Here is a 13,131-nt window from a genome sequence, read left to right on the forward strand (position 1 = left end):
CAAGCGCCGTAACCGGATTGAGATCATGTTCGGGCGGCTCAAGGACTGGCGGCGTGTCGCGACCCGATACGACAGATGCCCCAAGGTCTTCCTATCAGCCATCGCGCTCGCGGCTACCGTTCTGTTCTGGCTGTAAATCAATGAGTCTGGAGCCTAACCTGCCGCGATACCTAGCCCTGTTCAATACTTGGTAATTTCCATCAATTTACGTTTTCCGATTTGAATGCGAGATAAGGCCCCAAATCTGGCTGTTCATGCGTGAAAACCATTGTCCATTTCATGTTGTGATGGGCCACGTAAATGTCTGCGTGAAATGAAGTGAAGTCGGGATATCGATTGGAGGTACACGAGTAGGCCCAGTCATCGCTCTCGTCGAAAACTACATAAGGTGCCGACCATTGCTTCTGATACCCGATCAAAGCATCTGAACCCGTGACGGCAGGTTGAAGTCCGTAGCTAAAACCGTGCCATCGAAATCCGTTGTGAATCCAAGCGCCCGTGTTCTTCTTTACTCTCAATGCATATGTCGCAAGCCAGTCGGTTTTTACCTGCTCACTCTCAACTGGAGAAAGCTGATCAAAGTCGACTGAATGAGACATAAGGAAATGCTCAATCTGGGTTTTCTTCGGGATCATCCCGTCTAGCCTTGAAACAAGAATTTGTGGAGTGGGCAGACTAGCGGAGCTTTAGACTGTGTAAAACGAGTCTGACCATGATCAAGGTCCACCCATCTGATGAGAGCAGTGAGTCTTGATCGACATTTATCGATGCACACGGGCCCGTTCGAGCAATCGACGCACCTCGCGGTCTTCAATGTCCAGTTCGTTCAAGTGGTCGACGAGGGAATGGAGATAGTCGAAGTTCGAACCGAGACCGCCTTCAGCTACTGCAATCATCTTCGCCGCCTCTTCCTGGTCGAGGTGCGGCACGTAGCGACGGTTGCTTCTATCCATAACGAATACCAGGGCTTCCACTGAACCTTGCGGAGTATCGACCTCCAGGAAACGCGGCTCATAAGCGCCGGCAAACATTTCGCGATGCCACAGAAACTTTGTTTCCTGACCTACCAGGCCCGCCGTTATTCTGAAGACAACGCCGTCGCATTGACCGCCTGCGTCCAAAGCGGCCATCAACCCCGGACGGTCGTGGCTGCCACGCCCACCTTCCAACCGCATACAGAAGCTGCGGTGCCAGCCCTGAAGAAGTCCGCGTCGGTATTCCGTTACATACACGGCTGGGTCCCAGATGAGCGAGCCGTAGGCAAACACCCAAAGGTCGGTCTTCAAGCGGCCGGCGAGGATCTTTTGCCGATTGGCCTCACGGTCCTCATGGTCCATACGCCACCCCGGCGGCCAACCCTCTTCCCGTGCTTGTGCGTCAAGTTCAGCGAAACGTTCATACCCGAACCGCATCTCGGACGTATCCGGTGACGTAATTCTTCCACGCAAGCCGGGCGCATGTCGAAATACATGATCTGGAAACGGCATCGAGCGCTCCTGAAGGAGTATCGGGTTAGAAGCGACCATAATACTGTCCATACAGGGTAGGAAGAGCTGTAGAACTGGAAAACGCCCCGGATGTCGTTCCGGCATCTCCAGCACGAAGGCCCGATCGAAAGCTGCGCAAAGAACACTGGCAGGGTTCCTGCAGTGTCAGTTCTTGTGCACGGGCCCGGCCCGTTGTTGTTAACGGAACAATTCACTTTTAACGACGGTGGCCAAAGGCTGATATCCAAACTAGGGTGTTCAATATCTCACTTGGAGGATCTCAAGTTGGCAAGCTCAATCATTGAAGAAGATCTGACAATTGAAGGCGATCTCAATTCAAGTGCGGGAGGCATCGAGGTCAAAGGCCGAGTAGTTGGGGATGTCATTGCTGAGACAATCACTGTTCACGTCGGCGGGTCGGTAGACGGTGCATTGTCAGCCAAGAAGATCATTATTGAGGGTAAGCACAAAGGCAGCCTGAAATGCGACGATCTGAAGATTGCATCGAGCGCGCAAATTCAAGCTGATGTAGCGGCAAAGACGATGGCAACTGAAAGCGGAGCGAAGGTTGTGGGCAAAGTTAACATCTCTGGCGGGCGGTAGGGCATGCCTGACGGCAAGATTGGATGACCGCTGGGCAACCTGATTTGATTGGCTAGCTGGTTCATTTTCGATGATCTGACAGACCGAGCTCGTTCCACATCCAGCTGAAATCATAGTCTGCAATAGGAGAGCCGGTCTGGCGCGCGCTGCGGTTTTCGATTGTCTTCAGCCAGTCGATGACTTTCTTCCTGCCCGCTGTGCTGCGAGCGGCCTGGCGCGGGGTTTTGCCATCCAGGGCCGGGATCGGCTGGTCAAGTGTGTCGCGGTAGTGATGGTCGAGATGTTCGTGGGCAATCTGATGGGCAAGGGCAGGGGGGATGTGTTCTTCTTCTGCCACTCCGTCACCCGGGCTGTCATCCGCCATCATCTGTGCAACGGTCTGGATTGATGTCAGCGGTGACTTCACCAGATCCCCCAGGAGGTCCCGAACCAGGGCTTCGCCGCGTTCGGCGCGCGCTGCAGAGTTTACAGAAAGCGTGAGTGTCTTGCCCTTCAGGTTCAGGGACCCAAGCACAGAGGCCCCTGACGTCGACTTGTCCAACACGAGGCCAGTGGCACGCTGTTTGCTGGACGGGGTGTCGACGTCAAGCCAGGTCCAATCCTTCTGACTAGAGATCACGAGCTCGGCAGACTGGGATAGTTTTTGCGAGACCTGGCTGTGCGTCACCTTTCTGGCGAGGGGGAAGCGCATGTCGTGAAAGAGCAGGTTGTCGCCATCGCTGTTGCTGATCTGCGGTGGTTCCGGATCCAGCAAGTTCGGCAGATGTGCGAAGAGCCAGGCATTGGTGAAGAGGGGTGCGGAACGGTGAAGCTGATCCTGTGTCAGTCTCAGTTCATCGTCGGGGTTCAATCTCAACACGGAGCGGAGCCCGTCTTCAAAAAACGCGACGGTTTCTGACTCGAAGGGAAGCAGCGCCCCTGAGATCACGTTATGATCCCCCTGCGCGACAACCCGAGCTGCGATGTGATCCCATCGCTGCAGCATTTGCGTCGCGCTGTGTTCCCGAACGGTGACCGGTTCTTCGTCCGAAAGCACGTCGCGCAAGACCATGGATTTGCCGGGGTCTATCTCGCTCACCTCATAAAGGCTGACCGGTGCGTCCCGCAATCCTTTGATATAGGCGCGGGTCTGCGCACTCTCCTTGGAACCGCTCCCGATCAGATAAGCATCTGCAGCGTTTTCAGCGGCCGGTCCGAATGTCCTTCCCAGCAAGTCTTCCAGGCCACCGCCCCACAGAACCATTGGCCAATCCTCGCCCAGCAAGTCGCCCAGATCCTCGAAATCGAGATCAAAGGCTTCGAGACTTGGCAGAAAATGCTCGTCCAACACATCCGCGAGCCGCTCGTTCCAAATCTCGTCACGGGTGATAAACCCGATGAGCCCACCAAGATCGTTCCCCGTTGTCATCTTCTGCTTCTCCCTGTTCGCCGGACAGAGGCGATCTAGCGCAGATTGCAACCGCCAGCCAGACCACAAACTGGGCAGATCAGCGTGACATGGATGGTCTCGTCGTGGCGAGTGCTATTTCGTTGGCTCGCGCCCAAAAAGCTCTGTGAAAAGTTCTTCGGAGCGGCGTAGGCCTTCATCGGTCAGCACAACCGACTTTGCCTTCCCAACCGGGTTCAGGATCAATCCCTTTTGGTGCAGGCGGTCAAACGCGTCCCAGTCAAAACCCTTCCACGCACGACGCTCGTCATGCAGCGTCAACCAGAGCAGCGCCAGGACGGCCTCATCTACCTTGTTCTCATCTATGTCCATACCCACAGCGGATGCGACAAGGGCCGTGCGCGTCAACCCTGATCCGGCGAACTGAGGGACTGCAAAGATCTTTTGCCAGCATATGGTGCAATCGGATCAATAAAGCCGGGCGAAACCCGTGCCGCCATACATCACGGATATGAATCGCTCCCAGAGAATAGATATCGCAATGTCATTGGACAGCTGGGCTGTGCCCAGCAATAGTGAAGTCATGGAGCGGACAGCGCCTACACCTGTCCACCTGATCCATGTGGACCCGGACGTCAACATGGCTCGGTTCTATGGAATAGAGTTGCAGCCGACGCTGTTTGGTGAAGTGTCGGTCCTTCGCACCTGGGGACGTATTGGCACAAACGGGCAAGCCATGATGGTGACGTACGAAGACGAAGTCCAGGCTGCTGCCGCGCTCCGTAAACTTGAAAGACAAAAAAGTCGCCGAGGCTATGTTTCGGTCGGAGCATCGGCCTTTGATCCCACGGTTGGATGATGCGATCTGCCCGATGGATGGTAGGCAGCGAGTCATGTGTGAAAGCACCACATCGGAGGCTCTTCCAGCATGGCAAGACAACGCGACAGAAGCCCAACTAGCGCGATAGTGTTCAGGGCTTGTTGCTATCGATCCAGCGGGACATCAGAGTGCGATCCCGAAAACACTCGTCCGGAACAGGATTGCGCTTGATCCGGGCGATGCGCTCCGCAAAAGCCACCTGCTTGGAGCTTGGCCGGGTATCACGAACGCGAGGTGCTGATCTCTGCATGTCGATCCACTGGCTCATTGCGCGCCGATCTTGCTGGATGTCCCATGGCAAGATGACGTTCTGTTGCTCGGCCAACTTGCGTGTATAGGCAAGTTGCTTGGCTGTTGCAGGCAGTGCTGTCTGTGTTTCTGAACTGGAAAATCCGGACATGGTTTCTTGCCCTTGGCAGCGTAGCTAGAGAATAGAACAAAAGGGGTTCAAAATCAAGTATATTGTGGGTATTTTGTAGATGTATACTAAATATGGTGTCTTAACCGATAGAGGGTAACACGCGTGTTTTTTGTTTCTGACAAGACCACTCAAACGGTAAATTGGGACCCGCGCGGGCTCACCCTAACCCTACACTCACTCGTTCTGAGTTCGTTTTTGACGTGCAGGCCCCGGTCATCTGACATTCTGCATCATTAGCTAATCCCGAGCCAGCCGGCTCGTGACCGGGCTCTAGGTTTCAGCAGACATATCGGCGTCCACCCAGAACACCCCAGCATGATCTCCCTGAGCCAATAGCCCCTGGACCATCTCAAGCGAGCCGGGGCAGGGGCTTTGGGTCATGTGGATGTGTCGCAAGCTTTTGGAGCGGCCAGGGTCAGATATGTACTGGACACACTTATCCTGCGATCTCGGCGAATAGCCGAAAACCAGATGCATTTGTGCTGGGGAATTGCCGTTTGCGGATCATGTTGGCGACCTCGATGCCGTCCAGAGTGGCCGAGGCGGATCTGAACGATTTGAACCCGCACATGTGCCGGACGCGACGCTTTATGAACCGATGGTCCTGCTCAATAATGTTATTCAAATACTTGGATCTGACTGTTTGGACCTTGGCTGGGCAGCCAAACCGATTGAGGATTTTGTTTACTTCCCGAATGCCCGCCGCGTTGGCCCCACTTTTGTCAATGACGATCTTGTTTGGAATTCCATTGGAAGACAGTGCTTTGGCGAAGAACCTGGATGCTGCTGGTCGGTTTCTCCGCTCAGACAGCATGAAATCAAGGGTGTTCCCAGCTTTGTTGACAGCCCGATAGAGGTACATCCACTTGCCGCGAACACGAACATATGTCTCGTCCATGCGCCAGGAACTCAGCGTTGGGCGTTTCTTCGATTGTGCTCTCGCTGCGATCATCGGTGAGTACTTCACAATCCATCTGTTGAGAGTGGCGTGGTCCACATCCACGCCGCGTTCGGCCATGATCTCTTCCAAGTCACGAAAGGAAACCGTGTACCGCAGGTAGAAGTAGACAGCGTACAAAATCGCATCCTTGGGAAAACGGCAGCCTTTCAATGAGATCATGTTGAAACCTGTTCGAAAACTATTCGATGGGAACAAACGTCAGATCACGCATGTTCGTCAATTGGTCTTCATAGCTTGCGACACATCCCTTTACTGTCAATGGTGGCATAACATCAGCGACACTGGGTTTGACAAGACCATTCGTGAGGGCCTTTGGACCGTGAACGCCTCAGTGCTGAGCACAAGCAACACTCGACCTACCGATAGATTATTGTGGTTGCTTCATCCAGTTGCTCATCCATACACTCGCGAACCTGCCTCTTACCCGAGCTCGACCGGTGTGAAAATTGCTCTGCAATAGTTTTGAGGTCGTGCGATAATGCTCTATCCATCGCGACAAGGCGCACTGTCTGTCCGGTGGAAAGCCGCTTTTCGATCGGGTGAAGAGTTCGATAACCAAGACATTCATAGAGTGGTCTACCGGGTAGCGTGGCGGTCAGTGTAAGATGACGGATGCCATTTGTGATAGCATCAGATTCAATCAGCTTCATTATGCGGGTGCCAAGTCCTTTACGGGCCGCAGTCGGGTCGACATACACAGCCCGGACAAGTGCGTGGCCGGGGGGCAGAGTTACGGTAGTTCCGCCGGAAAAGAGACCGTATTCAACCTCTCGATCGGACCAGCCGCCGCCAGCGAGGATCCGGTCCTCGGGTTCGGTCAGAACATGGTAGTGTCCGTCTTCAATTAGATCACGGGTCAGAATCGGCACTTCTTTCAGAGCGACACGCATCGCATCTAGATCGTAGTGATCACCACTGAGACCAATCGTGGCCCGGTACTGGAGCGCCATCAGAGCATCGAAATCGTCGGGCACGGCGAGGCGGTGGACAAGAACTTTGGTCATCGGATGTCTCCTTCATTGCAGAACGTGCCGAAAAAATGTGTGATCACGCAAACGAATTTACTTTCTGACCGAAATTAGAGAATCTAATGGGCATGGATATCGATGCGCTGAAAGCCTTTCTGGCAGTGACAGAGACGGGGAGTTTTACTGCGGCTGGCCGACAGATCGGTCGCACACAAAGCGCTGTGAGCCAGCAGATCAAGAAAATGGAGGGGGAAATTGGACGACCGGTCTTTGAACGGGGCAGTGGTGCAGTTCGGCTGACTCAAGAGGGGCGACGGCTTCTTGGTCCGGCGCGTGAGGTGTTGAATGCCCATGACCGGGCGCTTGAGGTCTTCGCAATACCCTCGGGCGGTGGCCGGGTGGCGCTGGGGATGGCTGAAGTCTTTTTGGCGCCGATCCTTGATCAGTTACTACCAGAAATCCGGAAAGTAACGCCGGAAGTAGAGCTGTCTCTTTGGGCGGAGTCCACGCCGCAGTTAATCAATGGTCTTCGAGACAGCGGGCTTGATCTGGCTCTTCTTGCCGGGAACGCGCCTGGGATGCCGAAAACCGTACCCTTGTTTGTGCGAGATGCAGTCTGGATTGGACCTGAGGTTGTCGACCTGCATGAGGTCGACCCATTGCCCATTATCGCCTGGGGCGAAGGCAGTGACTACACCCGGACGATAAAAGGGGCGCTGGAGCAGGCGGGACGCCGGTATCGCGTTGCCATGAGCACAAAGAGCTTTGGCGGAATGATGGCGGCAGCGCGGGCAGGGATTGGCATCGCAGCAGGTTTGGCCGAGAATGCCGAAACGGGTCTGAGGGTACTTGGCAAGAAAGACGGGATGCCACCGCTTCCCGGCCTGAATGTATCGCTAGCGCGCCGACCCGAAGCACGATCGAGAGCTGTCCGGGAAGTTGAGCGTTTGATTGTCGATCTTTTTGCGGATGGAACGGGCTGACACGTTTCACCGCGTGGACCATCGCGGGTTCACTTTCGTCGGTCTGACAATCCGAGCTCGTCCCACATCCAGCCGAAATCATAGTCTGCAACAGGAGAGCCGATCCACATTATATTGGACGGTATACGCACGATACATTCATGCGCGACAGTGGTCAGAACTCTTCAACAGATCCTTTCCGACACTTCGGGGGGATTGGATGGAGTGAGTGCACTGATCTTCAGGGTAAATCGAGGCGATGCAGCGCACCGGTCATCTTCTGCCGCATCTCAAGGCGCCTAAACGGGAAGGCGGTGAGGAACATCTCGGCGGTGGCGCTTGGGCGTTCCCTCAAAGCGTGTTCACGCCAACGGAGCGCATTTGCCGTGTCGCCTTTGAGTTCATGTGCAACCGCGGCAATCAGCGCAATATAGAAATGTGCGCCCGGCGACTGCATCGCACGCACGGCAAGGTGGCAGGCCTCATCAAATTCATCGCGGGTGATGTGGCACATCGCGCGGACGCCCAACATGCCATAGTAGAGCGGATCAAGGGGGCTAAGTGACATCGCTGTGAGTGCCGAGGACTGGGCCTCCTCTGCCGCTCCGTCCAGGGTGAGGATCAAGCCTTTGTTGTAGTGGCACTGAGCGAAATTCGGGTTGATCCGCAAGGCACGGTCGAGCCAGTTCCGACTGCCCTCGATGTCGCCTTGTAGCCAGCGAGCCCTTCCCATGTTGAAGTTAGAGAAAGGGTCGGTGGCGTCAATCTCCAGCGCTTGTGACGCCGAAGTGAGTGCATTGTCGATCAGAGATTTGCGGTCCTGTCCAAACTGCATGAAGGCATTCTGCCAATGCGTGAAGGAGAGCCCAGCATGGGCGCGCGCGAAATCGGGATCGAGCGCCAATGCAGAGTTGAAGTGCTGGGCGGCGATAAGGTTGTCGCCTTTGTTGAACTTGAAGATATGGGACAGGCCGAGATGAAAATGCGACCAAGCGTCAAATTCGGCCGCGTTCAGGTGCCGCGAGTGCACAGCCTCGTGTTCGGGGATCGAGAGTTCCAAGGCTGTCACGACCGAAGCGATGATATTTCGTCGGGCCTCATGGATTTCCGACAAGGATGCCCCGAACCGATCCGACCAGACCAGCGCTCCAGTTTCGGTAGAAAGGATTTCCACAGAAATGGTCATCATTTCCCCGACCATCTCGATTGCGCCAGTCACAATGTATCGCACAGCAAGATGCTGTCCTACGGCAGACGGGTCGATCTCTCGCGGGTCGAAGCGGAAGGAAGAGCCCCTAGCGATGACGTGAAGCCAACGTATGCGAGAGAGGTTGGAAATAAGTTCGGCCGGAAATGCATCCGATAGAGAGGCGTGCGCGGGGGCTTCGCCAAACTGAAGAAATCTAATGACTGCTACACTCGGTCGACCGCGGCCTGGGGTCAAATCGGCTTCAGTTGTTTTTGGTTCGGGTGCGCTAGATAACGGAACGGCTGGCCGGGCAGGGGCTTCAAGCTCCGCCACGAACCGAAAACCCCGGCCATGCACCGTGCGGATGATGGCTTGTTCAGCGCCAGTATCTCCTACTGCCTTCCGTGCTTGCTTGACTGCTGTGGAGATCGTGGCATCACTGACGATCCGCCCATCCCAGACCGCTGTGATCAAGTCGTCACGTGTGACCACACGTTCGGCATTCTCGATCAGTTGGACAAGCACCTCCAACGGATACCGCTCGACATGCACCGGACCGTCAGGGCCAACCAGTTCAGCCCGCATCTTGTCCAGCGTAAACCCTTTAAACTTCCAAATCATGGGCAGAGTATAGGAGACGCACGTCGGTTTCCATAGCCTCTCCGAGAACTCTGCATGATTTCCTCAACTGCCCTTCAAGCGCTGAGGGTCCAGGCGCGGCATTCTTGGCTCATCGATCCGGTGGCGGACACCAAAAGAGCAGCAACCCAGAATCGAAAGGAAACCAGATGAACGTACAATCCGTATTATCCCCCGACTTTGCCGCCATAAAAGCAAAGCAGAACGCCGCTTGGGCTTCTGGCGACTACGCTGTCGTCGGCACCACGCTGCAAATCGTTGGTGAAAACCTTGCCGAGGCCCTGGACCTGGTGCCGGGTGCAAAGGTACTCGATGTCGCCGCTGGGAACGGCAACGCAACGCTTGCCTTTGCGCGGCGCTGGCACGCAGTTACATCTACGGATTATGTGAAAGCGCTTCTGGATAAGGGTCGCGCACGGGCCCAGGCCGAGGATCTGCGTGTCGATTTTCAGATCGCAGACGCCGAGGCTTTACCATTTGGCGACGACAGCTTTGACGCCGTGGTTTCGACCTTTGGCGTAATGTTTGCGCCCGATCAGGAACGCGCCGCCGCCGAGCTTGGCCGTGTCTGTAAACCAGGTGGCAAGATCGGCATGGCCAACTGGACACCCGACAGCTTTATCGGACAACTCTTCAAGACTCTTGGTCGTCATTTGACGCCGCACGACGGCGTACAGTCCCCGTCACGATGGGGCGAAGACGAGTGGCTTCAATCTCAGTTCGGCAAAGTGGGTGACGTTCAAGTCTCGAAAGCGAATTTTCAGTTCCGCTACCGCGATCCGGCGCACTTTCTAAATGTGTTCCGCACTCTTTATGGACCCATGCACAAGGCCTTCCTGGCCCTCGATGAGGTAGGGCAGGCAGCGCTTGAAGCTGACATCCTGGCATTGATTGACCAGAGCAACACCGCGACTGACGGCTCTATGTCGGTCCCCGCAGCTTATGCTGAGGTTGTGGTAAAAATTGGAGCGTGACTCCTAAGGTGATTCATCTTGCGGGCATTGCTAATCCATTGCTCGCAAGACTGCCGACCGGAATAGTCGTGAGTTTTGGCTCCGAGATTGGGGCCAATACATCTTAGTCGCGACCTCCCCCGCTATCTAAACCGCCACCAAAGTCACCGCCTCCGCTGCCATCCGGACCTTCTAAACCATCATAATCCGCACAAAAATCTGCGTCAGACATCATTGCAGCAACGTCCATTTCAGTTGTGGCCTCGGCATAAACTGCAGCGCAGCGTCTGTGCCGGCACAGAAGTTCAGGTTTGGGCCGTCTGCGATACGGGGTCTCGGTTTCGCCTTATAGTCAGCACCAGAGTTCGAATTCTCGGGGCCGATCTTGTGTGTTGGCTCGTCGTCTTACTCTGGGTTACGGTCGAGCGAACGTTATGTGCTTGAGGATGGGTAGTGTAACAAGTGCAATTTGAAAGTCTGTTGGACTCGTTCATCGTGATGATTGCCCTAGTTGGGGCCGCGATCTGGTTCCGGCAAAAGAATGTCATTCAAGCACAAGAACAAGGTGTGTTTGCGCGCCTTGTTACAGACTTTGCTCTGCCTGCGTTGATTTTTGCCAATCTTAGTAGAGAGCCCTTCAACTTAGGCAATCTTAAGCTCGCCGTTGATCGCAAGACCATTATTTTTAGAATACGACGTTCATTGCTAACAGAGATACGATCAGGAAAAGAACCGTCATGACTCCACCGCTCTTAACGAAGTCCATAACCTTGTAGCCTGCAGGACCCATAATAAGTGCGTTCACCTGATGGGTTGGAATGAGGAACGAATTTGACGTCGAAATCGCGACCGTCAGAGCAAAAATTGCGGGATCACCACCAGCTGCCAGGGCGATCGAGACGGCCAGCGGAACCAGTAGAACAGTGGCGCCGACATTCGACATGATTAACGTAAAGACCGTAGCAAGAACGGCGACTCCCGCTTGAAGAGACCAAATCGGCCAACCGTCGAGTAACGACAGTATTTGCTGCGCAATCCATGCTGCTGTTCCTGTCGACTGTACGGCCTTACCTAGTGGAATTAGGCTCGCTAGTAAAAAGACTGTACTCCAGCTGACTGCCTCATAAGCATCGTCGATATCCAGTACGCCGGTGAGTATCATTCCAACTGCGCCTGTCAATAGACACAATGAGAGGCGCAGATCAGTGAGCAATATCAGTGCAAGTGCGACTAAAAAGAAGAAAAGGGCCCAAGCGACCTTCTTGGGGCGTAGTTCTTCCTGTGGAAAATTAGTTGTAACCACGACAAAGTTCCGGTCACGGGTCAGTCGGGTTAAAGCTTCCCAAGTACTATGAATGACCAACGTGTCTCCGGCGCGAAAGGGTACCTCGCCGACAGGGGTCGGCGTGTGATCTTCGGTTTCCACATAGCTCATCGTCTCTTCATCGCGATGAATTGCCAAAAGACTTGCGCCGTAAGTTTTACGAAACACCAGATCATGGGCGCATTTACCTATTACTGCTGAACCAGGTGGTATGACCATTTCAGCAACACCGGATTTGGTTGGCGCATAATCCTCTGCAAATACATCCAGATCTTTGTGAAGGACGAATCCTTCATCATCGACCATTTTATGAATTACCTTCTCGCGACCTAAGATGGCCAATCGGCACGGAACGGTGATCTCTGTTTGTATGACCGGGGCGAACCAGCGTTTTCCGTGGTATGCACTGCCTATCACGTAAACATGGTAGCGTTGCATCAAGTCATCGAAAGTCATACCAGCACAAGGGTGCCCGTCCGGAATCGATACTTCAAAAATGTCGGTTTTTAACCCGTATATATTTTTCAAGTAGTTCTTGAGTGATTGACCGCTGGTGCCATCGGTTGATTTGTTCCCCTTTGGCAGTACCCATCGACCCAAAACCGTGAAATACAAGATTCCCGTCACTACTAGACACACACCCACAGGTGTGACGGAAAACAAGCTAAATGGCACCATTTTTTGATCGGGCGGCAGAGACTGATTTGCACTTTTCAGGAGGTCATTCAGCAGGATCAACGGTGATGAGCCAACCATTGTCATCGTCCCACCTAGAATGGCGCAGAAGCCCATCGGCATAAGCAATCTACTTAAGGGGAGTTCAGTGCGCACCGATATCCGACTGACAACCGGAAGAAACAGGGCGGCCGCGCCAACGTTTTGCATGAATGAAGAAATGACCCCGACCGTACCGGAAACGATAGGGATTATTCTGGTTTCGGTTTTGCCACCACGTCTGAGTATCAGTGCGGCGACGTTGCTCATCAACCCGGTTTTATCCAGACCAGCTCCAATGATCATGACTGCAATGATTGATACGACAGCGTTGGACGCCAAGCCATCAAACAGGCTGCCTATGTCTGCAAGCGAGCTGAGGCCTGGAAACTGACTAAGCAACCCCAGCAATACCATGACCATAATTGCCGCGAAATCGATGCGAACGACTTCTGAAACAAACAGAAAAACGGTGAGTGCCAGGAGACCCAGCACCACTGACATTTCAAATGTAAGGGTTAGAGTTTCCAATACACTGACCTTTTCTAGCGCTTGCCGTAGTACAGCCCGACGACATGTTCCGCCTGCGCAAAGAACAACCAGCGTGAGATCACGACGCCGGTCAGATGCGACAGCACGGCCA

Annotated in this window: 14 protein-coding genes and 1 pseudogene; 5 read left to right on the forward strand and 10 right to left on the reverse strand. The window is 54.3% G+C overall.

What is annotated here, in order from left to right:
* The coding region (locus ACR0EZ_RS25160) for a transposase (protein ID WP_480617058.1) at nucleotides 1–136 on the forward strand (136 nt) is incomplete at its 5' end.
* 64 nt (nucleotides 137–200) lie between these two features.
* Here ACR0EZ_RS25160 and ACR0EZ_RS25165 read toward each other — a convergent pair.
* Together ACR0EZ_RS25165 and ACR0EZ_RS25170 are read right to left on the reverse strand one after the other, a co-directional pair.
* A complete protein-coding gene (locus tag ACR0EZ_RS25165; RefSeq protein ID WP_480617548.1) occupies nucleotides 201–635 on the reverse strand; it encodes a DUF4275 family protein in 435 nt (144 codons plus the stop codon).
* 126 nt (nucleotides 636–761) lie between these two features.
* Nucleotides 762–1,337 (reverse strand): gamma-glutamylcyclotransferase, encoded by a 576-nt coding sequence (locus ACR0EZ_RS25170; RefSeq protein WP_480617550.1) that lies wholly within the window; start codon nucleotides 1,335–1,337, stop codon nucleotides 762–764.
* A 420-nt stretch (nucleotides 1,338–1,757) separates the two neighbouring features.
* Here ACR0EZ_RS25170 and ACR0EZ_RS25175 point away from each other — a divergent pair, with 420 nt between their 5' ends.
* Nucleotides 1,758–2,090: a bactofilin family protein gene (locus ACR0EZ_RS25175; RefSeq protein WP_480617551.1), complete on the forward strand. Its 333-nt coding sequence runs from the start codon at nucleotides 1,758–1,760 to the stop codon at nucleotides 2,088–2,090.
* 61 nt (nucleotides 2,091–2,151) lie between these two features.
* Here the strand turns inward: ACR0EZ_RS25175 and ACR0EZ_RS25180 are convergent, their stop codons facing one another.
* Nucleotides 2,152–3,498 (reverse strand): DUF7986 domain-containing protein, encoded by a 1,347-nt coding sequence (locus tag ACR0EZ_RS25180; RefSeq protein ID WP_480617552.1) that lies wholly within the window; start codon nucleotides 3,496–3,498, stop codon nucleotides 2,152–2,154.
* 114 nt (nucleotides 3,499–3,612) lie between these two features.
* On the reverse strand, nucleotides 3,613–3,849 hold the full coding sequence (locus ACR0EZ_RS25185) for a DUF6429 family protein (protein WP_480617553.1): 237 nt from the start codon (nucleotides 3,847–3,849) through the stop codon (nucleotides 3,613–3,615).
* Between the two features lie 211 nt (nucleotides 3,850–4,060).
* Here ACR0EZ_RS25185 and ACR0EZ_RS25190 point away from each other — a divergent pair, with 211 nt between their 5' ends.
* Entirely contained in the window at nucleotides 4,061–4,336 is a 276-nt protein-coding gene (locus ACR0EZ_RS25190; protein WP_480617555.1) for a WGR domain-containing protein, read from the forward strand.
* A 112-nt stretch (nucleotides 4,337–4,448) separates the two neighbouring features.
* On the opposite strand, the gene ACR0EZ_RS25195 is transcribed toward ACR0EZ_RS25190, so the two are convergent.
* The 3 genes from ACR0EZ_RS25195 to ACR0EZ_RS25205 form a co-directional block, all read right to left on the reverse strand.
* The gene (locus ACR0EZ_RS25195) at nucleotides 4,449–4,757 is read right to left on the reverse strand and encodes a hypothetical protein (protein WP_480617557.1); all 309 of its coding nucleotides are present in this window, start codon (nucleotides 4,755–4,757) and stop codon (nucleotides 4,449–4,451) included.
* A gap of 457 nt (nucleotides 4,758–5,214) precedes the next feature.
* Nucleotides 5,215–5,898, reverse strand: a complete 684-nt coding sequence (locus tag ACR0EZ_RS25200; RefSeq protein ID WP_480617558.1) for an IS6 family transposase — start codon at nucleotides 5,896–5,898, stop codon at nucleotides 5,215–5,217.
* A gap of 197 nt (nucleotides 5,899–6,095) precedes the next feature.
* Nucleotides 6,096–6,743 carry a GNAT family N-acetyltransferase gene (locus tag ACR0EZ_RS25205; RefSeq protein WP_480617559.1) on the reverse strand — a complete coding sequence of 216 codons (648 nt, stop codon included), beginning with the start codon at nucleotides 6,741–6,743 and terminating at the stop codon, nucleotides 6,096–6,098.
* 92 nt (nucleotides 6,744–6,835) lie between these two features.
* Between ACR0EZ_RS25205 and ACR0EZ_RS25210 the strand changes: the two genes are divergently transcribed.
* The gene (locus ACR0EZ_RS25210) at nucleotides 6,836–7,690 is read left to right on the forward strand and encodes a LysR family transcriptional regulator (RefSeq protein WP_480617560.1); all 855 of its coding nucleotides are present in this window, start codon (nucleotides 6,836–6,838) and stop codon (nucleotides 7,688–7,690) included.
* A 220-nt stretch (nucleotides 7,691–7,910) separates the two neighbouring features.
* On the opposite strand, the gene ACR0EZ_RS25215 is transcribed toward ACR0EZ_RS25210, so the two are convergent.
* On the reverse strand, nucleotides 7,911–9,479 hold the full coding sequence (locus tag ACR0EZ_RS25215; protein ID WP_480617561.1) for a winged helix-turn-helix domain-containing tetratricopeptide repeat protein: 1,569 nt from the start codon (nucleotides 9,477–9,479) through the stop codon (nucleotides 7,911–7,913).
* Nucleotides 9,480–9,646: 167 nt separating this feature from the next.
* On the opposite strand from ACR0EZ_RS25215, the gene ACR0EZ_RS25220 reads away from it, so the two are divergent.
* Nucleotides 9,647–10,471: a class I SAM-dependent methyltransferase gene (locus tag ACR0EZ_RS25220; protein ID WP_480617562.1), complete on the forward strand. Its 825-nt coding sequence runs from the start codon at nucleotides 9,647–9,649 to the stop codon at nucleotides 10,469–10,471.
* Between the two features lie 664 nt (nucleotides 10,472–11,135).
* Here ACR0EZ_RS25220 and ACR0EZ_RS25225 read toward each other — a convergent pair.
* Entirely contained in the window at nucleotides 11,136–13,019 is a 1,884-nt protein-coding gene (locus tag ACR0EZ_RS25225; protein ID WP_480617563.1) for an SLC13 family permease, read from the reverse strand.
* 14 nt (nucleotides 13,020–13,033) lie between these two features.
* Nucleotides 13,034–13,131: pseudogene (locus tag ACR0EZ_RS25230) on the reverse strand (dibenzothiophene desulfurase); the annotation flags it as partial.

The sequence above is a fragment of the Ruegeria sp. AK4 genome (assembly GCF_056541025.1).